The 20,981-nt window shown below is 70.8% G+C and carries 18 protein-coding genes; 9 read left to right on the forward strand and 9 right to left on the reverse strand.

The window, feature by feature from the left end; translation table 11 throughout:
- Window positions 1-7: 7 nt before the first annotated feature.
- Both KBX21_RS23500 and KBX21_RS23505 read right to left on the reverse strand, forming a co-directional pair.
- Window positions 8-862: an SURF1 family protein gene (locus KBX21_RS23500; protein WP_210843762.1), complete on the reverse strand. Its 855-nt coding sequence runs from the start codon at window positions 860-862 to the stop codon at window positions 8-10.
- 137 nt (window positions 863-999) lie between these two features.
- Window positions 1,000-2,031 carry a chaplin gene (locus KBX21_RS23505; RefSeq protein WP_210843763.1) on the reverse strand — a complete coding sequence of 344 codons (1,032 nt, stop codon included), beginning with the start codon at window positions 2,029-2,031 and terminating at the stop codon, window positions 1,000-1,002.
- 855 nt (window positions 2,032-2,886) lie between these two features.
- Here KBX21_RS23505 and KBX21_RS23510 point away from each other — a divergent pair.
- Entirely contained in the window at window positions 2,887-4,047 is a 1,161-nt protein-coding gene (locus tag KBX21_RS23510) for a CapA family protein (RefSeq protein WP_210843764.1), read from the forward strand.
- A gap of 63 nt (window positions 4,048-4,110) precedes the next feature.
- Here KBX21_RS23510 and KBX21_RS23515 read toward each other — a convergent pair whose 3' ends face one another.
- Window positions 4,111-6,093, reverse strand: a complete 1,983-nt coding sequence (locus KBX21_RS23515; RefSeq protein ID WP_307869260.1) for an amino acid transporter — start codon at window positions 6,091-6,093, stop codon at window positions 4,111-4,113.
- Between the two features lie 103 nt (window positions 6,094-6,196).
- Window positions 6,197-7,276, reverse strand: coding sequence for a GntR family transcriptional regulator (locus KBX21_RS23520; protein WP_210843778.1), 1,080 nt, complete (start codon window positions 7,274-7,276; stop codon window positions 6,197-6,199).
- A gap of 290 nt (window positions 7,277-7,566) precedes the next feature.
- Between KBX21_RS23520 and KBX21_RS23525 the strand changes: the two genes are divergently transcribed.
- Window positions 7,567-8,739, forward strand: coding sequence for a DUF418 domain-containing protein (locus KBX21_RS23525; RefSeq protein WP_210843765.1), 1,173 nt, complete (start codon window positions 7,567-7,569; stop codon window positions 8,737-8,739).
- Between the two features lie 46 nt (window positions 8,740-8,785).
- On the opposite strand, the gene add is transcribed toward KBX21_RS23525, so the two are convergent.
- Window positions 8,786-9,814, reverse strand: a complete 1,029-nt coding sequence (gene add, locus KBX21_RS23530) for an adenosine deaminase (protein WP_049577157.1) — start codon at window positions 9,812-9,814, stop codon at window positions 8,786-8,788.
- Between the two features lie 165 nt (window positions 9,815-9,979).
- Between add and KBX21_RS23535 the strand changes: the two genes are divergently transcribed.
- Window positions 9,980-10,609, forward strand: coding sequence for a hypothetical protein (locus KBX21_RS23535; RefSeq protein ID WP_210843766.1), 630 nt, complete (start codon window positions 9,980-9,982; stop codon window positions 10,607-10,609).
- 58 nt (window positions 10,610-10,667) lie between these two features.
- Here KBX21_RS23535 and KBX21_RS23540 read toward each other — a convergent pair whose 3' ends face one another.
- Window positions 10,668-12,128 (reverse strand): aldehyde dehydrogenase (NADP(+)), encoded by a 1,461-nt coding sequence (locus tag KBX21_RS23540; RefSeq protein WP_210843767.1) that lies wholly within the window; start codon window positions 12,126-12,128, stop codon window positions 10,668-10,670.
- Between the two features lie 459 nt (window positions 12,129-12,587).
- Here KBX21_RS23540 and KBX21_RS23545 point away from each other — a divergent pair, with 459 nt between their 5' ends.
- The 3 genes from KBX21_RS23545 to KBX21_RS23555 all read left to right on the forward strand — a co-directional run bounded on the left by KBX21_RS23545 (window position 12,588) and on the right by KBX21_RS23555 (window position 14,897).
- Window positions 12,588-13,178 carry a TetR/AcrR family transcriptional regulator gene (locus KBX21_RS23545; RefSeq protein WP_049577146.1) on the forward strand — a complete coding sequence of 197 codons (591 nt, stop codon included), beginning with the start codon at window positions 12,588-12,590 and terminating at the stop codon, window positions 13,176-13,178.
- A complete protein-coding gene (locus tag KBX21_RS23550; RefSeq protein ID WP_049577143.1) occupies window positions 13,172-14,068 on the forward strand; it encodes a S9 family peptidase in 897 nt (298 codons plus the stop codon). The genes KBX21_RS23545 and KBX21_RS23550 overlap by 7 nt, the downstream gene beginning before the upstream one ends.
- 205 nt (window positions 14,069-14,273) lie before the next feature.
- On the forward strand, window positions 14,274-14,897 hold the full coding sequence (locus KBX21_RS23555; RefSeq protein ID WP_049577139.1) for an HD family hydrolase: 624 nt from the start codon (window positions 14,274-14,276) through the stop codon (window positions 14,895-14,897).
- A gap of 43 nt (window positions 14,898-14,940) precedes the next feature.
- Here the strand turns inward: KBX21_RS23555 and KBX21_RS23560 are convergent, their stop codons facing one another.
- The 3 genes from KBX21_RS23560 to KBX21_RS23570 all read right to left on the reverse strand — a co-directional run bounded on the left by KBX21_RS23560 (window position 14,941) and on the right by KBX21_RS23570 (window position 17,862).
- Window positions 14,941-15,699, reverse strand: a complete 759-nt coding sequence (locus KBX21_RS23560) for a sulfite exporter TauE/SafE family protein (RefSeq protein WP_049577134.1) — start codon at window positions 15,697-15,699, stop codon at window positions 14,941-14,943.
- 179 nt (window positions 15,700-15,878) lie between these two features.
- Window positions 15,879-16,805 carry an SPFH domain-containing protein gene (locus KBX21_RS23565; RefSeq protein WP_017545652.1) on the reverse strand — a complete coding sequence of 309 codons (927 nt, stop codon included), beginning with the start codon at window positions 16,803-16,805 and terminating at the stop codon, window positions 15,879-15,881.
- 271 nt (window positions 16,806-17,076) lie between these two features.
- On the reverse strand, window positions 17,077-17,862 hold the full coding sequence (locus KBX21_RS23570) for an ABC transporter ATP-binding protein (protein ID WP_049577126.1): 786 nt from the start codon (window positions 17,860-17,862) through the stop codon (window positions 17,077-17,079).
- A gap of 55 nt (window positions 17,863-17,917) precedes the next feature.
- On the opposite strand from KBX21_RS23570, the gene KBX21_RS23575 reads away from it, so the two are divergent.
- From KBX21_RS23575 to serB, 3 genes are all read left to right on the forward strand, one after another.
- Window positions 17,918-18,688, forward strand: a complete 771-nt coding sequence (locus tag KBX21_RS23575; RefSeq protein ID WP_210843769.1) for a hypothetical protein — start codon at window positions 17,918-17,920, stop codon at window positions 18,686-18,688.
- Window positions 18,689-18,825: 137 nt separating this feature from the next.
- Complete coding sequence (locus KBX21_RS23580) at window positions 18,826-19,482, forward strand: DUF1707 domain-containing protein (RefSeq protein WP_049577119.1); 657 nt, start codon at window positions 18,826-18,828, stop codon at window positions 19,480-19,482.
- A gap of 91 nt (window positions 19,483-19,573) precedes the next feature.
- On the forward strand, window positions 19,574-20,785 hold the full coding sequence (gene serB / locus KBX21_RS23585; protein ID WP_049577116.1) for a phosphoserine phosphatase SerB: 1,212 nt from the start codon (window positions 19,574-19,576) through the stop codon (window positions 20,783-20,785).
- Window positions 20,786-20,981: the final 196 nt, after the last annotated feature.

Below are 20,981 nucleotides of genomic sequence, written 5' to 3' on the forward strand. Positions count from 1 at the left end.
ACGCGGCTCAGGTCCGGGTCGGCCGAGCGCTCTGCGCGGGCTCGGCCGGGCCACCGGATCCCTCCGGTTCCTGGGCACTTCCGTCACCAGTGTCCCCGCTCCCGGCACCGTTCTCCTCGGCCTCACGGGCGTCGCGCAGCTCACGACGGATCAGGACGACCCAGCCCACCACGGCGACGACGCTGAACACCCACCACTGGAAGGCGTAGGAGGCACTCATGCCGGTGTTCTCCTCGCGCAGGGCGATCCGCTCGGGCGCCTCCTCCGGCACGGGGTCCTGGGCGGTGAGCTCCACGTACCCGCCGTAGATCGGGTACGGCAGCTCCTCGGCCAGCCGGTCCATGTCCACGAACATGATCTGGCCCTCGGGCATACCGTCGCGCTCGCGCAGTCCGGTGTTCTCCTCGGTCTCCCCGAACTGGAGGCGCCCGGTCACCTGAACCTCGCCCTCGGGGACCGAGGGAGCGTCGGGGGTGTCCTGGGCGTTCTCGCCGCGCTCGATCCACCCCCGGTTGACCAGGACGGCCGTACCGTCCCCGGTGACCAGCGGGGTGAGCACGTGGAAGCCCACCCCCTGGGAGCCGTCCCGGTTGCGGAGCAGGATCTCGTTCTCCTGGTCCCAGGTGCCGGTGGCCTCGACAGTGCGCCAGCGGTCCGAGGGCGCGACGTCCTCGCCCACGGAGGAGAGTTGGTCCACGGCCACGGGTTCGGCGGCGACGTTGTCCCGTTGGAGGTTGACCGCCGCGCTGCGCTGCTCGGCGCGGTCCAGCTGCCAGAACCCCAGCCAGACGAAGGCGGGCACCAGGACCACGACCAGCGCGTGGAAGGCCAGCATGCGTGAGGAGAACAGGACTTTGAGCACGTCTTCGAGGTTATGAGACGTTCCCGGCCGCCCCGCACCGACCCCACACACGCGGACGGGGCCGCCGGTCTCCCGGCGACCCCGTGGGTCGGGCGCGTCGCGTCCGCGCTCCTGGCCCGGTGCTCCGGGCGGGCCGACTACTCGTCGTCGGCGGTGGCGGCCCTGCGCTTGCGGGCGAAGTACAGGCCGGCGCCACCAGCGCCGATCGCGGCCACGGCGGCGGCCACCAGACCGCCCAAGGCGCCACCGGTCACCGCCAGCTCCTCACCGGCCTCCTGCGGGGGAGCGGGCTTCTCGTCGGTCTCCTCGTTCTTCTCCGGAACCTTGGGCTTCTCAGACTCCTCGGGGGTCTTCGGCTCCTCGGGCTTCTCGGACTCCTCCGGGGTCTTCGGCTCCTCGGGCTTCTCGGACTCCTCCGGGGTCTTCGGCTCCTCGGGCTTCTCCGAGATGGTCTCCACGCAGGAGGCCTCGGCGATGCCGAGCACGGACACCGCGTTGCCGCAGATGTCGACGGCCGCGTTGACCGGCACCGAGACCTGGTTGCCGCTGGCCACACCGCCGGCGCCGCTCGTGGCGGCGGAGGGAGCGCCCTCGTTGTCCGGGGAGGCGTGGATGATGTTGATGATCGTGGTGCACTGCGCGCTGGAGGCGCCCAGGACGGCGATGGAGTTGCCGCAGATCTCGATGGCGGTGTCCACCGGGACGGAGATCTGGTTTCCGCTGGCCACGCCACCCGAACCGTCGGTCGTCAGGGTGGAGGGAGCGTCCTCGGCCTCCTTCTCCAGGACCTCGACCACCTCCTTGCACTCGGCCTCGGAGATCCCGGCCACGGCCACGGAGTTGCCGCAGGCGTTCAGGGCGGCGTCCACCGGGACGACGATCTGGTTTCCGCTGGCCACGCCACCCGAACCGTCGGTGCTGGCGCCCTGCCCGCTGTTCTCGTAGAGGACCTCGGAGACCTTGGTGCACGTGGCCTTGGAGATGCCGAGGACGGCCAGGGAGTTACCGCACAGGTTGGCCTCGACGTCGACGGGGACGACGATCTGGTTTCCGCTGGCCACACCGCCGGAGCCGTCGGTCTGGACGTCGGCGAACGCGGCGCTGAAGGGCGCCAGGACCAGCCCCGCGGTCAGTGCGGTGGCGAAGGTGTAACGGAACGTGTTTCGCATGGTGCGGCTTGGACCCTTTCACGATGTGCTGCCAGGGATGCGCCGAGAGGCGCGAGCCGTGAGCCCGAGACCGGCGACCGTCGATGCGGTCGCCCCGGGTCACACGGCGAGCGGACCCGTCCACGAAGACGTCGGGACGGCGGGGTGGCCCGCTTGCTCAAGACATGGGTGTCGGCCCGGTTATCGCGGAGTTCTTTCCGACCCGGAACTGCCAACGGACCGAAACGTTAGCAGCCTGGGAGTCCGCGCAGGCCTATTCCGGAAATGTTGACGCGAATCATGAACACCCTACGCCCATAGGATATTACGTAGAGTCATTCTTCCTGTTCAGGCGGGTTCGTTTCAACTCACTGAGCGCCGAATTCGCGACAACTAAAGCCACTGGACACCCAGGGGCCCCGTCAACGGCGCTCAACAAATAGAAACTAACCGACTTCGTAGATTCGTTTCGGGACAGCCACCCAGCGCCTCATACCCTGCGCACACAATTAAGCGGATCGCACTTTATGCCCGAATAGTCCCCCCTTTTCGCGACCCTCCCCGGGCCCACACGCACACACCGGCGCCGCCGAGTCCCGCCACCCGCCCACGGCGACGCGCCACGAACCACGGGAGACCCAAAAACGCTGGTCAGAGCGGCTTAACCTGGCGCGAAGCACCGCCTCACCACACACACCAACGGCACCGCACGTCCAAGAGCAATCACCCTCCGACATGAGACAAGAACGAGGAGTAGTCAGTCGGCGCGGGTCAGGACCCGCCGCGAGCACCGCCCACACACAGGGCCAACCGGAGCCAGCCGGGTCGCGTCCTACCGGAAGGACATGCACTCTGCGCTCCCTCACTGGAGCACGCATGAACCCAGAACACCCGCGCCCACGTTTGGGCAGGTCGATCGCGGCCGGGACCGCCACGCTCGCCCTCACTCTCGTCGCCTCCTGCTCCTCGGCGGGCGACCACGGCGAACTCGGCGTGGGGACCCTCGTCCCCGGCTCCGAGGGACCCGCGCAACCCCGGCCCTCCGCGGGGCCGGTTCCGAACCCGGCCCCGGAACCCAAGCCGGAGCCGGACCCGGAACCCCTCACCGTCGCCTTCGGCGGTGACGTGATGTTCGAGGGACTGCTCCGCTCCCGCCTGGACGATCCGGCCACCGCGCTGGACCCGATCTCCACACGCCTGTCCGCCGCCGACCTCGCCATGGTCAACCTGGAGACCGCCGTCACCGAGGGCGGCACCCCCGTACCGGGCAAGGACTTCGTCTTCCGCGCGCCCGCCAGCTCGCTGGAGGCCCTGGACGCGGCCGGTGTCGACGTGGCCACCGTCGCCAACAACCACGGCATGGACTACGGCGAGCCGGGCCTGCTCGACACCCTCGACAACGGGGACGCCTCCCCCGTCACTCTCGTGGGCGCGGGCCGGGACGCGGACGAGGCCTACACGCCGCACGTGGCCGAGGTCAACGGCCAGAGCATCGCCCTGTTCGGTGCCACCGACGTGATCGACGACCACCTCATCCCCGAGTGGACCGCGGGCGAGGGCAAACCCGGCCTGGCCTCCACCAAGGGCGAGATGCGCGCACGCATGGTCAGCGCGGTCTCCGAGGCCGCCGCCGAGCACGACAACGTCGTGGTCTTCCTCCACTGGGGGCTGGAGGGCGCGCACTGCCCGCTCCCGCACGCCCCGCAGCTGGCGGACGAACTGTCCGAGGCGGGCGCCGCCGCCGTGGTCGGCGGCCACGCGCACGTGCTCTCCCCCGGCGGCTACCAGCGCGGCGCCTACGTCCACTACGGCCTGAGCAACTTCGTGTTCTACAACTTCAGCGGCGCCACGGCCGAGACCGGGGTGCTGACCCTCACCTTCGACCAAGGCGACGTCACGGAGGCCGACTGGGCCCCCGCCCGGATCCAGGGCGGCGTCCCGGTTCCCCACGAGGGGGAGAGCGCGGACCGGGCCCACCGGTCCTGGGTGGACATGCGCGCCCAGTGCGAGCTGCCGCTGTCCGACTCCCCCGCCTGACCGGACCACGGACGCACGGACCGGACCCTCCCGGGGGGCTGGGGACCGCCCCGGCTCCTCGGGTCAGCTCACGTGCACCACGGGCCGACGGTCGGCGTCCAACTCGTTCTCCCGCAGGATCTCCCGGGTGAAACCGGCGGTACCCCCCGCGCCCAACACCAGGAACCGGAAGAACGCGCGCACCGGTGAGACCTCGGACCAGGCGAAGTAACAGTGCGGGATGCTCCCCGTGGCGTCACGCACGCACAGCAGCACCGCCGCCAGCGCGTTGGGGACCGCGGGACTGCTCACCCGCAGCACCCGGTGCCCGTGCACCCACGTCCCCCGCACGGTGAGGGTGCCCTCGAAGTCCGAGGGATGGTGGACGCGCACCTCGAGGAACAGCGGGGTGATCTTCAGTGACACCGGGTTGAGCCGGTGCTGCTCGGCCTCGGTCGCCGCGTACTCGTCCGCCTCCCCCGAGCGCGGCCGGTTCGCGAAGAGGAGGAGCTTGCCGTGCCGCGCCGCCTCCCGGACGAACCGCCGGGCGGTCGGGTCCAGGTCCACCGAGTGCGCACGCAGTTCGGTACTACGCAGGGCGCGCGAGACCAGCGACACGACGATGATCGCCACCACGAACAACAGCGCGATGGCCAGGCCGTCCGGGCGGCTCACGATGTTGTCCACCAGCGCGAACCCGAACACGACAGTCAGCACGGAGAACCCGACGGTCGCCGCCAGCGCCCGCCTGCGGTGCACGATGATGGTCACCGCCACCGCCGAGGTCACCAGCATCGCCAGGATGCCCGTGGCGTAGGCACCGGACTGCGCGTCCACGCTGGCTCCGAAGGCGATCGTGATCACCATCGTCACGGCCGTGTACACCAGCACCACGGGCCGGACGGCGGTCCCCCACGCCGGGGCCATCCCGAACCGGGGCAGGTAGCGCGGCACGATGTTGATCAGCCCGGCCATCGCCGAGGCCCCCGCGAACCAGAGGATGAGGATCGTCGAGACGTCGTAGACGGTGCCGAACCCCTCACCCAGCAGGTCGTGCGCAAGGTAGGCCATGACCCGGTCGGCCGCCGGACCCCCGACCTCCACGTCCGCACGGGAGACCAGCACCCCGCTGACGAAGGTGGTCGCCAGCAGATAGAAGCTCATGATGACGGCGGCGGTGGTGAGGAGCCTGCGGGTGGCCGCGATGCGGGCCCGCATCCGTTCCTCGTCGTCGGCGCCCTCCGAACTCACCAGCGGCATCATGCTCACACCGGTCTCGAACCCGGACAGCCCCAGGACCAGCAGCGGGAAGGCGAGCAGCACCACACCGGTGGTGGACCAGAGCCCGTCGCCGGTCAGGGACAGCTCCCACTGGGCCAGGGTCTGCGGGTGGGCGGCGATGTGCGCCAGGGCCGCCACCACGACCACCAGGTTCAACGCGAGGAACAGCACCACCAGGGGGATCGCCACCCGGACCGCTTCCTTGAACCCCGCGAGGAACACCGCGCCCAGCAGGGCGAGGAGCACCAGGGTGACCAGGACCGGATGGTCGGCCACCGCCTGCGGGGTGTACGGATTGGCCCCCAGGTGCGCGGTGGCGTCGGCGGTGGAGAGGGTGATGGTGACGATCCACGAGGTCGCCACGAAGCCGATGAGGCACAGGACCAGGAACTTGCCCCGCCACTCCGGCAGCAGGTGCGCCAGCATCGCCACCGACCCCTGCCCGTGCGGGCTGCGCTCGGCCACGCGGCGGTAGATGGGCAGCATGCCGAACAGGGTCAGCAGCACGATCAGCAGGGTGGCGACCGGCGACAGGGCCCCGGCCGTGAGGATGGCGATGCTGGGGAGGTAGCTCAGCGTGGAGAAGTAGTCCACGCCGGTCAGACACATGACCTTCCACCACGAGTGCTGCCGTTCGGCGCGCGGCCGGGACCCGGCACCGCCCACGTCGTCGACCTGGTGGGACGTCATCCACCGGCCGACGGCGGCCCGCCACCCCCCGCGCCGACGCCCCCGGCAGGGGACCTCCCAGTGGTACCCGTCCCGCGTGGCGTCCTGCTCCAACACGCCTCCCCCGACCGACACGTACGCGCACAAGTCTGCGGGGGGAGGCGGTCGAAAGGGGGCAGGTCACGGGCGTGTCGGTGCCTGCGCAGGGACGTCGGGCGGTTCAGGGGGCGCCGGTGCCCTCCATCCAGGGCGTGAGCCCGTCCAGCAGACGCCGCAAGCCGGACGCGAACATGCCGTTGACGTCGGGCGGGCCGGAGACGCTCAGCATGGTGGGGAATCTGCCCTCGGCGGCGAACCGCTGGAACAACGGGAATCGGGAGCGCCACCAGTGCTCGGCGTCCATGTCGTGTTCGTGCTCCTCCAACGCCACCCGCGTGGCCTGGAGCGCCATACCGGAGGTGTAGGCGGACACGATGGTGAGGATCTCGAGGGCCTCGTCGGGGGTGCGGCCCTGGGCGACGATCACCCGCATCATCCACTCACCGTTCCTCAGGAGCGCCGGGGTGACGACCCCGCCCGCCATCACCGTCAGCCGGGCGGCCCAGGGGTGCCTGCGGTAGATCTCCCACTCACGCACCAGGGCGACCTCGAAGGCCTCCCGCCACTCGGAGGGCGGGGGCTCGGCCAGGGCGTGGACCGTGAAGAGGTGGTCGACGATCTCGGTGAGCAGTTCGCCCTTGCTCGCGACGTGCCGGTACAGGGCCATGGTGCTCACCCCGAGTTCGACCGAGACCCGGCGCATGGACAGGCCCTCGAGGCCCTCGGCGTCGGCGACGGCGATCGCGGCCAGGACGATGCCCTCGCGGGTCAGACCCGACTCGGGGTGGGAGCCGCGTTCCACTCTCGGGGTGGATCGCGGACGCTCCCGTGGTTCCCGCGTGCCGCGCTCCCGCGCCACCCGTGGTCCGGCCGGGTGTTCGGGTTCGCGGTCGGCACGGGGCTCGGGTTCGCGGTCGGACGACGGATCGGTCGCTGGTCCGTTCTCCGTCCCGGGCGCGGCCTCTCCCAGAGCGGGGGCGCGACTGACGACGGTCCCGACTCCCCGTAGGGCCTCCACCCGCCCCTCCCTGCGCAGGACCGAGAGCGCCTTGGTGGCGGTGGCCATGGCCACGCCCCACCGCCGGGTGATCTCCCGGGTGGAGGGAACCCGGCAACCCGGCGGGAGCTCCCCCGAGTCGATGTCGGCGCGGATGTCGGCGACGATCCGCTCGTAGGGCGAGAGCCCGTCCTCAGCGTCCATGCTGTCCTCTTTCAGAGCCACGTCACCATGCTCGACAGTGTACTAGTGCACTTGCCCCCCAGGGCACCGCAGCGCACACGGCACCTTCGGCCGACACCTCCGCACCGACCCCTGGTGCACTAGTGCATTCACGCATATGTTCCAGCAGAAAGCGGGTTTCCTCTGGGGCACTTTCGTGTTTATAGTGTACGCACAAGGTGCACTACCCGGCGGTTCACATGCGTCGGGCCCGAGCGCGTACAGCGTTCACCCGTGCGCCGCATCCACCACCACGGCCCCCGGAGACCACCATGACCCAGACGCCCGTGTCCACACACGGTGTGCCGGACACCGCCAACCGTCCCCTCGCACCGGACCGCCGCTCACTCGCCCCCGACCTCGCACGCGGGATCATGCTCCTGGTCATCGCGCTCGCCCACACGCACCTGTTCACCGTGTTCATCGGCGGCACCGAGACCACCCCGAGCGTCCTGGACCGGATCGCCACCGCGGGCACGGTGATGTTCGTGGACCTGCGCGCCTACCCGATGTTCGCGGCGCTGTTCGGCTACGGTCTCGCGCAGATCCACCGCCGCCGCACCGAACAGGGACGCGAGTGGCGCTGGACCCGGGCCCTCCTGCGCCGACGCGGCTTCTGGCTCGTCGTGCTCGGCCTCGCCCACGGCGTGCTGCTCTTCCCCGGAGACATCCTGGCCGTCTACGGCGCCGTGTCCCTGCTCCTGGTCGGTGTGCTGCGGTTCCGCGACCGCACCCTGGTGATCATGGCCCTGGCCTGGCTGCCCCTGGCCGCGACCGCCCACGCCCTGGTCGCCGCCGAGGGGGCCGTGTCCGGCCTGGGCTTCCCCCTGATGCCCGACGGCCTCGTGAACGAGTTCCTCTTCCGGGTGACCGTCTACCCGGTCCTCATCGTGATGATGTTCCTGAGCACCGTCGTGCCCTTCCTCATCGGCGTGCTCGCCGCCCGGCACCGTGTCCTGGAGAAGCCGCACGAGCACCTTCGCCTGCTGCGCACGACCGCGCTGGTCGGCGTCCCCGTCGCGGTGCTGGGTGCGGTCCCCTTCGCCCTGACGAAGGCGGGTGTGTGGACCGACCCCACCGCGCTGGACATGCTGTTCGTCGCGCCCCTGCACCAGGTGACGGGGTACCTGGGAGGCATGGGCTACGCCGCGCTCATCGCCCTGGTGGCCGTCCGCACGAACCACTCCCGGGGGCGGGTGACCGTCGCGCTGTCCGCCCTCGGCCAGCGCTCCATGACCTTCTACCTGGCGCAGTCCGTGGTGTGGGCGGTGCTCTTCTCCTCCTACACGCTCCACGTGCAGCTCACGTCCCCGGCCATCGGCGTCGGCGTGGCCGTGGCCGTGTGGGCGACCACCGTGGTCCTCGCCGACCTCATGCGCCGCCGTGGTCAGCGGGGCCCGGCCGAGACGGTGCTGCGCCACCTGACCTACGGGCCCGCCCGCTGAACCCGTGTCCGGGGCCCGGGGTTCCCGGGTCCCCGGCCCCGGGCCCTCAGGCCGCTCCGTGCCGTTCGGCGACGGCGTCGATCTCCGCCAGCAACGCGTGCCTGCGGGCCGCGCCCAGGTAGGAGGCGTGGACGCCGTTGCGGGCCAGGCGCACCAGCCCCTGGGCGCCCACCAGGTCGTGCGCGATCCCGTACTCCCCGCTCAGGTCGCTGCCGAACAGGGTGGGGTCGTCGCTGTTGAGGGTGACCAGCAGACCCGCGTCGAGCATGGCGGGCAGCGGGTGCTCCTCGATCCGCTCCACCACGCGCGTGCGGATGTTGGAGGTCGGGCTCACGTCCACCGGGATCTGCGCGTCCACCAGCCGCTCCACCAGCGCCGGGTCCTTCATCGAGTCGATGCCGTGCCCGATCCGCTCGGCGCCCAGCAGGTCCAGGGCCTCCCGGACCCGCTCCGGCCCGGCCTGCTCACCGGCGTGCGGGAGGCTGGCCAGCCCGGCCGCGCGGGCCCGTGCGAACACCTCGGCGTACGGAGCGAGCGGGGACTCCACCCCGCCGACCCCGAACCCCACCACGCTGGGCGGCCCCTCCCTGAGCACCGCGTCCAGGGTGCGTTCGGCCGACTCCACCCCGAAGTCCGCCGGGAAGTCGGGAATCCACCGCAGCTGGATGCCGTGCTCGCGCTCGGCCCGCACACGCGCGTGCTCGATCCCGTCGAAGACCACCTTCGCCGGGACACCGCGCATGAGGTGGGCGTACAGGCTCACGTGCACCTCCGCGTAGCGCACGTTCTGCGCGGCCAGCCGCTCGGCGGCCACCGACGCCAGCAGGGCGAAGTCGGCCTCGTCCAGCAGGGTGCGCACCGAGGCGAGGTAGACCTCGACGAAGTGCGGGAAGTCGGTGAAGACGTACCACTCCCGCAGCTCATCCAGCGTGCCGGGGAGGTCCGCCACCCGGTGCCTGGTGGCCAGCTCGAAGAGGGTCTCGGCGGGCATCGAGCCCTCCAGGTGGACGTGCAGCTCGACCTTGGGCAGGTCACGGACGAGCGGACGAAGGTCTGACGTGGGGTTCTGGTCCATGGCGCCAACCTAGGAGCACGGCCCGCCCGGTCGCCACCGGGGACGGGCAACCTGACGAAAGTTGGGGAACTCCGCTCTCGAACGCTGACCAAAGAGCATGGTGGCACCCCCTCCTACCCGCGTAGGTTCTGGAACCTCACCTCACAGTCCGCAAAGGAGCAGACGATGACCGCGCCCGACGCCGCACTGCCCCGACCCACCGGCACCCAGGTCCTCGGCGCCCGTGTCCGCGTCCACGCCCGGAACCGTCCGGTCGGCTTCGCGCTCGGCGGCGGACTCGTCGCGGGGGCGATGGTCGCGCTCCTGGCCCTGGTCTCCGCCGCTCCGGCACTGACCGACCCGACCGGCGCTCCCGGCTGGCTGCTGGCCGGGGTCACGGTCGCCATGCTCGTGGCCGCCCTGGTGGTCGCCGGCCTCCTCGCCCTCTACGCCCGGAGTCTTCCGAAGGTGGCCGAGACCGACCCGGTCCGCTACGCCACCGCCCGGCTCCAGGCGGAGAGCGGCGAACTCGGCCCGGACCACGGGACCAACCGCCTGGCCCACCAGATGTCCACCCACACGGGGTACGGGAGCGACCCCCGCCACCACCTCGTCCCGTTGGTGGTGTTCCTGACCCTCGTGACGGTCCGGCCCCTCGCGGAGATCATCGGACCGGGCTTCGAGCCCCGGACGCTGGTCCAGCTCACACCCGCCATCGTGCTGGTGCTGCTGGTGGTCCCCGTCTACCGCCGCGCCATGGCGCGGCACGACCGGGTCGCGGCCTTCCGCCGCACCTACGAGGCGACCCACTCCTGAGCCCCGGGACGGCGCGGCGCCCGCGGGCACCGGCCGTCCCACCGGCGACGGCGGGAGCTCACTCCGACGGCAACCCGCCGTTCACCCTCCGGGGAACGGACAACGGATTGCCGTCCCGCAGCTCCGGCGGCAGCAGCGGCTGTGGAACGGACTGGTAGGTGACCGGCCGAAGGAACCGGCGGATCGCGGTGCTGCCCACCGAGGTGTGCGCGGGCGCGGTCGTGGCCGGGTAGGGGCCGCCGTGGGTCATGGCGTGGGTGACCGCCACCCCGGTCGGCCAGCCGTTCCAGATCACCCGCCCCGCGACGGAGGCGCCCAGGGCCAGGAGCGCCGGGGCCACGGCGTCGTCCTCCTCCCCGTGGACGGTGACGGTGAGCTGACCGTGCAGGGCTCCGCCCACCTCCAGGAGACGGCGTTCGTCGGGATAGGTGACCACGAGGGTGGCGGGCCCGAAGCACTCGGTCAGCAGGTCCTCGGTGTGCTCCAGCAGGGAGTCCAGCTCCGTGCGCAGCAGGGTGGGAGACCACCCCTCGGCGCCCTCACGTCCCCGGACCAGCACCTCCGTGGCCGGGTGCGCGGAGAGGGCGTCCACTCCGCGGGCGAAGCCCTCGGCCACCCGGTCGTTGAGCAGCGGCGCGGCGGCGCGGCCCTCGAAGTCGGCGACCAGCGAGTCCAGCTTGGCGCCCTCGGGGACGAACACCACTCCGGGCTTGGTGCAGAACTGGCCCGAGCCCATCGTGGCCGAACCCGCGTAGCCGTCCAGGATCTCCTCCCCACGGGCGGCCATCGCCGCGCGGGTCACGAAGACCGGGTTGACGCTGCCGAGCTCCCCGTAGAACGGGATGGGTTCCGGACGCGAGACGGCGAGGTCGTACAGGGCTCGTCCACCGGGGATGGAACCGGTGAAGCCCACCGCCCGCGTGAGCGGGTGGGTGACCGCGCGCCTGCCCGCCTCGAAGCCGTTCACCAGGGCGAAGACCCCCTCCGGAACCCCGGCGTCGGCCAGGGCGGCCACGACCAGCTCCGTGGTGAGTCGGGCCAGCTCCGGGTGCCCGGGGTGGGCCTTGACCACCACCGGGCAGCCGGCGGCCAGCGCGGAGGCGGTGTCGCCCCCCGCGGTGGAGAAGGCGAACGGGAAGTTGCTGGCGCCGAAGACCACCACCGGGCCGAGCGGAACCAGCAGGCGCCGCACGTCCGGACGGGGCGTGCCCCAGTCCGGGTCCGCCGGGTCGAGCATCGCCTCCAGGTACTCGCCCTCCTCCAGGACGTCCGCGAACAGGCGGAGCTGGAAGGTGGTCCGGCCCAGCTCACCCCGGCAGCGCGCCTCGGGGTAGTGGGCCTCGGCCATCGCGACGGGGACCAGGGTGTCGGCCGCGGCGTCCAGGGCGTCGGCCACCCCCCGCAGCGCGCGGGCGCGTTCGGTGGCGGGCAGGGCGGCGTAGAGCGGTGCGGCGGCGGCCGCGCGCTCCAGTACGGAGTCGAGTTCCTCGGGTGTGGTGTCGGGGGCTGCGGTGGTCATGGCCAGAACCTCCTGGAGGGATGCGTGCGCGGCGTCGGGCACGGGCCCCACGATGCCACGACCGCCCGCGCGGGGCACGGCCCTGCCATTCACGACGCGACATCGCGACTACCCAAAGCGACAGAGGGCGACACAACAGACCAATGGGGCAACTTCGATTCCGACCCCTGACACCCGCCCCCACCTGGCACAACGTCGACCACACGGCCGCTGGCCGCCCCCGGACGAGGTTCCTCCGCACGAAACTGGAATTTCCCCGGAACCAGGTGATTCCGGAAAGGCATCATAGGCTTCGTGACGACTAATTCCCGAAGCTCAACGCCCCCGCGCGCACGGCGGGCTCCCGGTGCGAACAACGGGGCCGCGACGCGTGAGGGCCGTGGGCCCGCCAGCGTCGCCAACGACGAACTCGCCTTCGCGCAGGCGCCCCTGCGCAGGCTCCCCGCCCAACAACGCAGCATGGTTCGGGTCCAGCGCATGCTCGACTGCTGCGCCGACCTCCTCGACGAGGTCGGCTACGACAACCTCTCCACCACCCGGATCGCCGAACGCGCCGGGGTGGCCATCGGCTCCGTCTACCAGTTCTTCCCGGACAAGAAGGCCATCACCCAGGCCCTCGGACTCCGCTTCCTCGACCAGTTCGGCGCCCGCGTCACCGAGCGGCTGGCCGACGCCTCGTTCACCCACTGGACCATCGCCGTCGACGCCATCGTCGACGAGTACATCGACATGCACCGCCACGTGCCGGGCTTTCGCAGCCTGCACTTCGGCGACATCGTCGACCCGCGTCTGCTCAACGGCGGCAGCGACAACAACCGCGTGATCTCCGTGCGACTGCGCAGGATCATCGTCTCCGTCACCGGCATCCCCGACGACGCCGACCTCGACCGCGCCATCCACGTGGCGGTCGAGGCCGCCGACGCCGTCCTCAAGCTCGCCTTCCGCGACAACCCCGAAGGCGACCCCGCCCTGGTCCACGAGGCCAAGCGCCTCGTCAGCAGCTACCTGTCCCAATTCTCCGAACCCGACGGAGGCGACCGTTCTTGGTAGCCGACTCGACAGCTCACACCACGACCGCACCCGTCACCGGCACCGTCGCGGGTGTCCCCTTCCTCGCGCTGCCCCCGGCCAGTGCCACCGAGGCCCCGGCACCGCTCGTCATCGGCCTCCACGCCTTCGAGCCGCCGCGCAGCCAGGCCGCCCTGGCCGGAGCCGTCCCCATGGCGTCCCTCCCGGCATGGCGGGTCCACCTCGGCCTCCCCCAGTTCGGCGCCCGCCTGCCCGAGGGCGGGGTCGCCGAGATCAACCGGCGCGGCGAGCACGACTACCTCCTCGAACTCTTCGGTCCCGTCGTCGAGGAGGCCGCCGCGGAGCTGCCCCGCGTCGCCGACGAGCTGAGAGCGGTCTTCCCCGTCGCGGACACCCCCGTGGGTCTGGTCGGCGTGGGCGCCGGAGCCACCGCAGCCGTCCTGGCGCTGTCCGGGAACCGGCTCCCGGTGGGCGCGGCCGCGGTCATCAACCCCGTCGTGGACCCCGCGCAGCCGGTCCACGCCCGCGAACGCCGCACGGGCGTCCCCTACCAGTGGAGCCCCCAGGCCCAGCGGGCCCGCGACTGGCTGGACCTGACCGCCCGCGCCGAGGCCCTCTCCCGCACCGGAGTCCCCGTCCTCATCGTCAACGGGGGGCTGGACGAGGTCTGCCCTCCCGATCACGGCCGGGCCCTCCACGACGCGCTCGCCCGCTCGGGCACGGCCCGCACCTCCGAACATGCGCTCCGTCACATCGTGGTCCCCGACCTCGCGCACGCGATCGGTCCGGAGCCCGGCCTCGAACCGGGCCCGCTCACCCCCGCCGGAGTCCTCACCGACCGCGCGCTCACCGAGTGGTTCCACCTGCACCTGACCGCTTCCAGGCAGGTCCAGGCACCCACGCGCCCCTGAACGCCAGCGCTCCGGGCCACCGCCGCGCCCGTGCGGCCACGCGGACGGACGACGTTCACCCGCACCACCCCGCGGCCTTCCCCCGCGTCCGCCTCCCGGACGCCACCGCGACAGTCAGTACACGTTCCATGGGATCATCCAGTGGCGACCGCGTCCGCGGTCCCACCTGATCCGTTTCGACTCATCCATCAGGAGGGCGAACCACGTGACGGAACCGGCACCGGTCATTGCCAGCGGGGTCGACAACGAGCGGTTGAACGCGCAACTGCGCTTCATCCTCGAAGTGGACAAACTCAAGCGCGTCCTGCGGCAGAACCTGCTGGTGGACGGCTCCCGGCGGGAGAACTCCGCCGAGCACTCCTGGCACCTGGCCCTGTCCGCCCGAACCTTCGCCGAGTACGCTCCCGAGGGCACCGACATCGACCGCGCCGCCGAGATGCTCCTCATCCACGACATCGTGGAGATCGACGCCGGCGACACCTTCCTCTTCGACCAGGTCAACACCGAGACGCAGGACGAGCGCGAACGCGCCGCCGCCGACCGCCTCTTCCCCCTGCTCCCCGAGGACCAGGCCACCCGCGCCCGCGAGCTGTGGGACGAGTTCGAGGCCCGCCTCACCCCGGAGGCGCGGTTCGCCCGCGCCGTGGACCGGCTGGCCCCCATGCTCGCCAACTGGCACAACGAGGGCGGGGCCTGGGTGCGCTTCGGCGTGACCAAGGCCCAGGTCCTGGAGAAGGTGAAGCTGGTCTCCGAGGGCTCCGAGGCCCTGGGCGCCTACGCCACCGCCCTGATCGACGACGCCGACCGGCGCGGCTACTTCCGGGGCTGACCGAACCCTCCCGAGCCGACCGCCCACCTCCGGTCCCGAAGGGTCAGACCCGGCCCAGGAGCAGCTGGAGCGCGGCGGTCAGGCCGACGACCACCAGGACCATCCTCAGCGCGGTCGGGCTGAGCCTTCGGCCGTAGTTGGCCCCGAAGTAGCCGCCGACGATCGTCCCGACCGCGATGAGGCCCACCACGGGCCAGGCGGGCGACGCGAGCACGATGTAGAAGACCGCCGCCGTGCTGTTGGCGATGGTGGCGAGCGCGTTCTTCAGGGCGTTGAGACGCTGGAGGTCGTCGTCCAGGGTCGCGCCGAGCAGGCTGACCAGGATGATCCCCTGCGCCGCCGCGAAGTATCCGCCGTAGGTACCGGCCCCGTAGGCGCCCAGCGGCATGAGGACGCCGCCGTTCTTGGAGGCGGGCCTGCGGGCCCGGACCCACTTGGTGATACGCGGCTGGAGGATGATCAGCACGCACGCGCCGCCGATCATGAACGGCACCACGGACTCGAACACACCCGAGGGCAGGTAGATGAGCAGCAGCGCGCCGGTGATCGCCCCGAAGAAGGACATGGTGCCGAACCGGATCAGCCGGGACTTCTGTCCGGCCAGTTCGCGCCGGTAGGCGATGGTGCCGCTGAGCGTTCCGGGGGCCAGGCCGATGCTGTTGGAGACCGTCGCGGTGATCGGCGGATAGCCGAGCGCGAGCAGCACCGGGAAGGTGAAGAGCGTGCCCGAACCGGCGATGGCGTTGATCCCGCCGGCGGCGACACCGGCGAGCAGGATGGCCAGTGCCTCCCAGAGTTCCATCGCGGCGTCCCCCGATCCGTCGCTCCCCGTCCGTCGAGGGCCAGAACAGACTACGAGACCGGGTCCGGCGCCCCTCGGACCGGGGCCTGACCAGCGAGGTGACCGGGAACACACGAGGGGCCCCGCCGTTCGTTCGTCGGCGGGGCCCCTCGTGTCCGGACGGGTCCGGGTCGCTCCGGTCAGTTCGGGAGCTTCACGACCTCGTTCTGGATGCGGTCGAAGGCGGTGCTGACGCCCTGGAGCGCCTTGCCCATCTCCGCCGGGACCACCCACACCTTGTTGGCGTCGCCCTTGGCGATCTCCGGGAGCTTCTGGAGGTACTGGTAGGCGAGGACGTCCGGGTCGACCCGGCTCGTGTGCAGCGCCTTGAACACCATGTGGATGGCGTCGGCCTCACCCCGGGCCCGCAGGGTCTGCGCGTCCGCGTCGGCCTTGGCCGTGAGCATCTGCGCCTCCGCGCTACCCTGCGCCCGCAGCACGGACGAGGAGCGCTCACCCTCGGCCCGCAGGACGGCGGCCTGCTTCTCGCCCTCGGCGCTGAGCAGCTGGGCGCGCTTCTCGCGGTCCGCGCGCATCTGCATCTCCATCGCCTCCTGCACGGAGGACGGCGGCTCGATGCCCTTCAGCTCGATACGGCTGATCTCGATGCCCCAGTCGCGCGTGGCCTCGTCCAGGACGGACTTCAGCTCGCGGTTGATCTGGTCCCGGGAGGTGAGCGTGCCCTCCAGGTTCATGCCACCGATCACGTTGCGCAGGGTCGCGAGCGTGAGCTGCTCGACGGCCTGGATGAAGTTGGCGACCTCGTAGGTGGCGCGGTAGGCGTCGACGACCCGGATGTAGACCGCCGAGTCGACCTCGACCGCCAGGTTGTCCTCGGTGATGGCGGACTGCGGCGGGAAACTGACCACCTGGACACGGCGGTCGATCCGTTCACGGACCTGGTCCACACCGGGAATCACGATGTTGAAGCCGGAACTGAGCGTTCGGTGGAACTTACCGAAGCGCTCGACGACATCCTCCATCGAGTGCGGCACGATACGCACACTTCGCCAGAAGATGATCAGAAGTACGGCGACGAAGAGAACGACGATGATGATCGGGGCCATGGGCTAACCCACCCTCCCGACGTCGAACCGGGTAACGGTGTTCAACAGCGGCATCTGCGGCAGCTCCGGATCTCCTGACGGGGGTGACAGGCAGCGTGCGAGCGGACCGCACCCTCGCGGCTCGCCCCGGGGGATGATCAAAGCGCGCCGAAATAGAGCGATCCGCTCACTGAACGTTGACGCTACCCCATACCCCTCCGGGCCGACCACATCCGGACGGAAATAGGTTTTACGGACAATACATTTCGCGCATATAAACGCCCCCTATTTACTAGACGGCCTTCGCCGTCCAACGGTCTCCGTCACGCTCCACCTTCAACGTGAGACCGAACGTCTCACCCAGGTTCTCCGCGGTCATGACCTCGTCCAACGGACCGGCCTCCACGACCCGTCCGTCACGGACCAGCAGTCCGTGCGTGAAGCTCGGCGGGATCTCCTCCACGTGGTGGGAGACCACCACCAGCGCGGGCGCCATCTCGTTGGCCGCCAGCTTGCTCAGCCGACGCACCAGGTCCTCACGGCCCCCCAGGTCCAGACCGGCCGCGGGCTCGTCCAGGAGCAGCAGCTCCGGGTCGGACATCAGCGCACGGGCGATCAGCACCCGCTTTCGCTCACCCTCGGACAGCGTGTGGAACTCCCGGTCCGCGAGATCGGCCACGCCCCAGTGGCCCAGCAGGGCACGCGCCCGCCCGTAGTCGGGCGTCCCGTACTCCTCACGGAACCTGCCCAGATAGCCGTAGGCGGCGCTGACGACCAGGTCCAGGACCGGGGTCCCCGGCTCGATCCGGCCGGACACGGACGCACCCGCGTAACCGATCAGCGGCCGCAGCTCGAACACGTCCACCGCGCCGAGCCGCTCCCCCAGGATCTCCACCCCGCCCTCAGTGGGGTGCAGCTGGCTGGAAGCCACGTTCAACAGGGTGGTCTTGCCCGCCCCGTTCGGGCCGAGCACCACCCAGCGCTCACCCTCCAGCACCGACCAGTCGACGCCGTCGAGAAGCGGCTCGCCGCCCCGTCGTACCGTGACCCCGCTCAGGCCCAGAACACGCCCGTCCATCATCCTCCTATCGTCACGTCCCACGCCGGTGCACGGGCCGCCCTACCCTGAAGTAATGCATCTGACGTCCGCACCGCTCGTCGCCTGGGGCAACGCCTGGCTGTCCGGACACGTCGGCCTGGACGACGCCGTCGACGCCGTCGAGCGCCGGAGCGGCCCCAACCTGATCGGGACAGTACCTCCAGGCGACCTGCCGTTCGACAGCGGCGTACCGCTGCGGACCGCACTGATACGCCTGAGAGGACTGGGCCTGTCCGGGTTCCGGTTGGCACTGCCCACCTGGGGTGACCCGTTCGGGCTGGTGGGCCCGGCCGAACTCAACCAGGCCGCCATCGAGGCACAGGAGGGGGTGCTGATGCGGCTCGCCGAACGGCAGGTGGGGCTGGTGCCCTACGCCGACCGGCGTGGTTCATCCTACGTGGGCGTCTCGTGGGCCCCGTATCCGGCGAACGACACCGTTCCCCAGGTACCGGACCTGCCCGAGGCCGAGCGGCAGCTGAAACTCACCCTGCTCCGCGTGGTCCAGCAGATGGAGTCCGTGGACGACGTGGCGGGCTTCGCCCCCACGGCGCAGGGGGCCCTGGGCGACTCGGGCCCTCCGCTGCTCGCCCACGGCTACCCCGCGCGGGCGCACCGGGTCGCGGCGCAGGCCGTGCGGCTCGCGAAGATCGTGGAACTGGCCGAACCCGGGTCCGGACGCGGTCTCAACGCCCACCAGGCCGACACACGGGCGCAGGCGCTGCGCGAGCTGGACGCCGCGGTCCGCCGCGCCCTGGTGGCCGCCCACGCGGCCCTCGACCACGGGTATGGCTCGTCCCCGTCGTAGATGGGACCCTGGGAGGAGTGTCGGGATTTCTAGGGGTGAAGCCAGGGGATTCACCTGATCCACGGCGGGACCGATCAGACCGATACTGGAGGGAGAGGCCGTTCGTGGCCGACCCACTGAGGAGGAGAGCCGCCATCATGCAACCCGAGCACATCCGAGCCTCGGACGCGGACCGGGACCAGGTTGCCGAACGGCTCCGTGAAGCCCTCGCCGAGGGACGACTCAGCCCGGTCGAGCACGAGGAGCGGCTGGACACCCTGTACAGGGCCAAGACCATCGGGGAGCTGTCCCCGATCATCTCCGACCTGCCCGGCCCCGGAGGGCTCTCCCAGCCCGGCTTCACCTCCCTGGACCGCAGCGACCCCGACAGCGGCATGGAGATCCTCGGCAGCGAGGCCCGTGACCTGGCCGGACAGAGCAAGGGCTCGGAGAACCTGGTGGCGGTCTTCGGTGGCTGCGAGCGCCGAGGACGGTGGCTGGTGGAGCCCCGGACCAACGTGTCAGTGCTGTGCGGCGGGGTGGAACTGGACCTTCGCGAGGCGGTGCTGAGCCAGCACGAGGTCACCATCCAGATCGCCGTCATCATGGGCGGGGTGGACATCACGGTGCCCCACGGGGTCCGGGTGATCAACAACACGTCAGCGATTCTGGGCGGCACCGACCTCCACGGAACGGACCAGGTCACGGACCCGAACGCGCCGGTCGTGCGTCTGACCGGCACGTGCATGCTGGGCGGGGTGGACGTGAAGGCCAAGAAGGTCAAGAAGAAGCGCAAGGGTCGCCGCGAGAAGTAGGCGCCAAGGTGTCCACATAGTGAACTAGCTGCGAAAACCCCGGACCCTGCCCGTCACTTCCGCCCCACGGCCGAGTACCGTGGGTGTTGCCATGAGTGATGAATCCACGTTGTTGGTCACGATGACCGGGCGCGATCGCCCTGGCATCAGCGCACGCCTTCTGAGCACCCTCTCCGTCTTTCCCGTCACCATCGTCGACCTCGAGCAGGTCGTCCTGGGCGGTCGACTGGTCCTGGGCTCGGTTCTGGAGGTCGACGAACGGGTCGCCCCCGGGGTCAGCGGACAGCGGGTCTTCGAGGAGATCCGCTCCGCCCTGGACAAGACAGCGATCGACCTCGACATGGAGGTCGAGTACGGCGGTGGGAGCGGCCGGGTGAACGAGTTCGCCTCGGAGCGGCTCCACGTCACCGTCCTCGCCGCACCCCTGCGACCCGGAGCCCTGGGCGCGATCACCTCGTGCGTGGCCCGGTCCGGCGCCAACATCGACCGGATCGAGCGGCTCTCCGGCTACCCGGTCACCTCCGTGGAGATGGAGATCTCCGGAGGCGACCCGGACCAGCTCCGAGCGGAGCTGGCGATGGAGTCCGCCACCCAGGGTGTGGACGTCGCCGTGCAGTCCAGCGGGCTGCACCGCCGCGGCAAGCACCTCATCGTCATGGACGTCGACTCGACCCTGATCCAGGGCGAGGTCATCGAACTCCTCGCGGCCCACGCCGGCTGTGAGGAGGAGGTGGCCCGGGTGACGGAGGAGGCCATGCGCGGGGAGCTGGACTTCGAGGAGTCGCTCCGTCGCCGCGTGTCCCTCCTGAAGGGCCTGGACGCCTCCGCCATCGACCGGGTCCGGGACGAGATCCAGCTGACCCCGGGCGCCCGCACCCTGGTCCGCACCCTGAAGCGACTGGGTTACGAGTGCGGCATCGTGAGCGGTGGCTTCACCCAGATCACCGACGTCCTGGTGGAGCGGCTCGGCCTGGACTACTCGGCCGCCAACACACTGGAAATCGTCGACGGCGAGCTCACCGGTGAACTGCTCGGCCCCATCATCGACCGCAAGGGCAAGGCGACCACACTGCAACGCTTCGCCGAGGAGGCCGGGGTCCCGCTTGAGCAGACCGTGGCCGTGGGCGACGGCGCCAACGACCTGGACATGCTCCAGACCGCGGGACTGGGCGTGGCCTTCAACGCCAAGCCGGTGGTCCGCCAGCAGGCGGACACGTCGGTGAACGTCCCCTACCTGGACACGATCGCCTTCATCCTGGGCATCACCCGCGAGGAGATCGAGGCCGCCGACCTCCACGGCTGAGGAGCGACCACCAACGCCCACACCCCCGGAGCCCTTGGCCCCGGGGGTTCTCTCATGCCCCAACCCAAAAAACACGATTCACAAACGCACAAACAACCCCAACAAAAAAGAAGGGAAAGAACCCGCCCCAAAGGACAAGCCCTTCCCCTCCCCTATCAAGAAAAACCGTGGCAGCGACCTACTCTCCCACCCCACA

It is taken from the genome of Nocardiopsis sp. B62 (assembly GCF_018070675.1).
Lineage (GTDB): Bacteria > Actinomycetota > Actinomycetes > Streptosporangiales > Streptosporangiaceae > Nocardiopsis > Nocardiopsis prasina.

Bases quoted from the DNA above. Each gene is read 5' to 3' on its own strand.
- KBX21_RS23505 (WP_210843763.1), bottom strand. From the start codon at position 2,031: ATGCGAAACACGTTCCGTTACACCTTCGCCACCGCACTGACCGCGGGG.
- KBX21_RS23580 (WP_049577119.1), top strand. From the start codon at position 18,826: ATGCAACCCGAGCACATCCGAGCCTCGGACGCGGACCGGGACCAGGTT.
- add (WP_049577157.1), bottom strand. From the start codon at position 9,814: ATGGACCAGAACCCCACGTCAGACCTTCGTCCGCTCGTCCGTGACCTG.
- KBX21_RS23560 (WP_049577134.1), bottom strand. From the start codon at position 15,699: ATGGAACTCTGGGAGGCACTGGCCATCCTGCTCGCCGGTGTCGCCGCC.
- KBX21_RS23570 (WP_049577126.1), bottom strand. From the start codon at position 17,862: ATGGACGGGCGTGTTCTGGGCCTGAGCGGGGTCACGGTACGACGGGGC.
- KBX21_RS23510 (WP_210843764.1), top strand. From the start codon at position 2,887: ATGAACCCAGAACACCCGCGCCCACGTTTGGGCAGGTCGATCGCGGCC.
- KBX21_RS23540 (WP_210843767.1), bottom strand. From the start codon at position 12,128: ATGACCACCGCAGCCCCCGACACCACACCCGAGGAACTCGACTCCGTA.
- KBX21_RS23575 (WP_210843769.1), top strand. From the start codon at position 17,918: ATGCATCTGACGTCCGCACCGCTCGTCGCCTGGGGCAACGCCTGGCTG.
- KBX21_RS23565 (WP_017545652.1), bottom strand. From the start codon at position 16,805: ATGGCCCCGATCATCATCGTCGTTCTCTTCGTCGCCGTACTTCTGATC.
- serB (WP_049577116.1), top strand. From the start codon at position 19,574: ATGAGTGATGAATCCACGTTGTTGGTCACGATGACCGGGCGCGATCGC.
- KBX21_RS23525 (WP_210843765.1), top strand. From the start codon at position 7,567: ATGACCCAGACGCCCGTGTCCACACACGGTGTGCCGGACACCGCCAAC.
- KBX21_RS23545 (WP_049577146.1), top strand. From the start codon at position 12,588: ATGGTTCGGGTCCAGCGCATGCTCGACTGCTGCGCCGACCTCCTCGAC.
- KBX21_RS23520 (WP_210843778.1), bottom strand. From the start codon at position 7,276: ATGGACGCTGAGGACGGGCTCTCGCCCTACGAGCGGATCGTCGCCGAC.
- KBX21_RS23535 (WP_210843766.1), top strand. From the start codon at position 9,980: ATGACCGCGCCCGACGCCGCACTGCCCCGACCCACCGGCACCCAGGTC.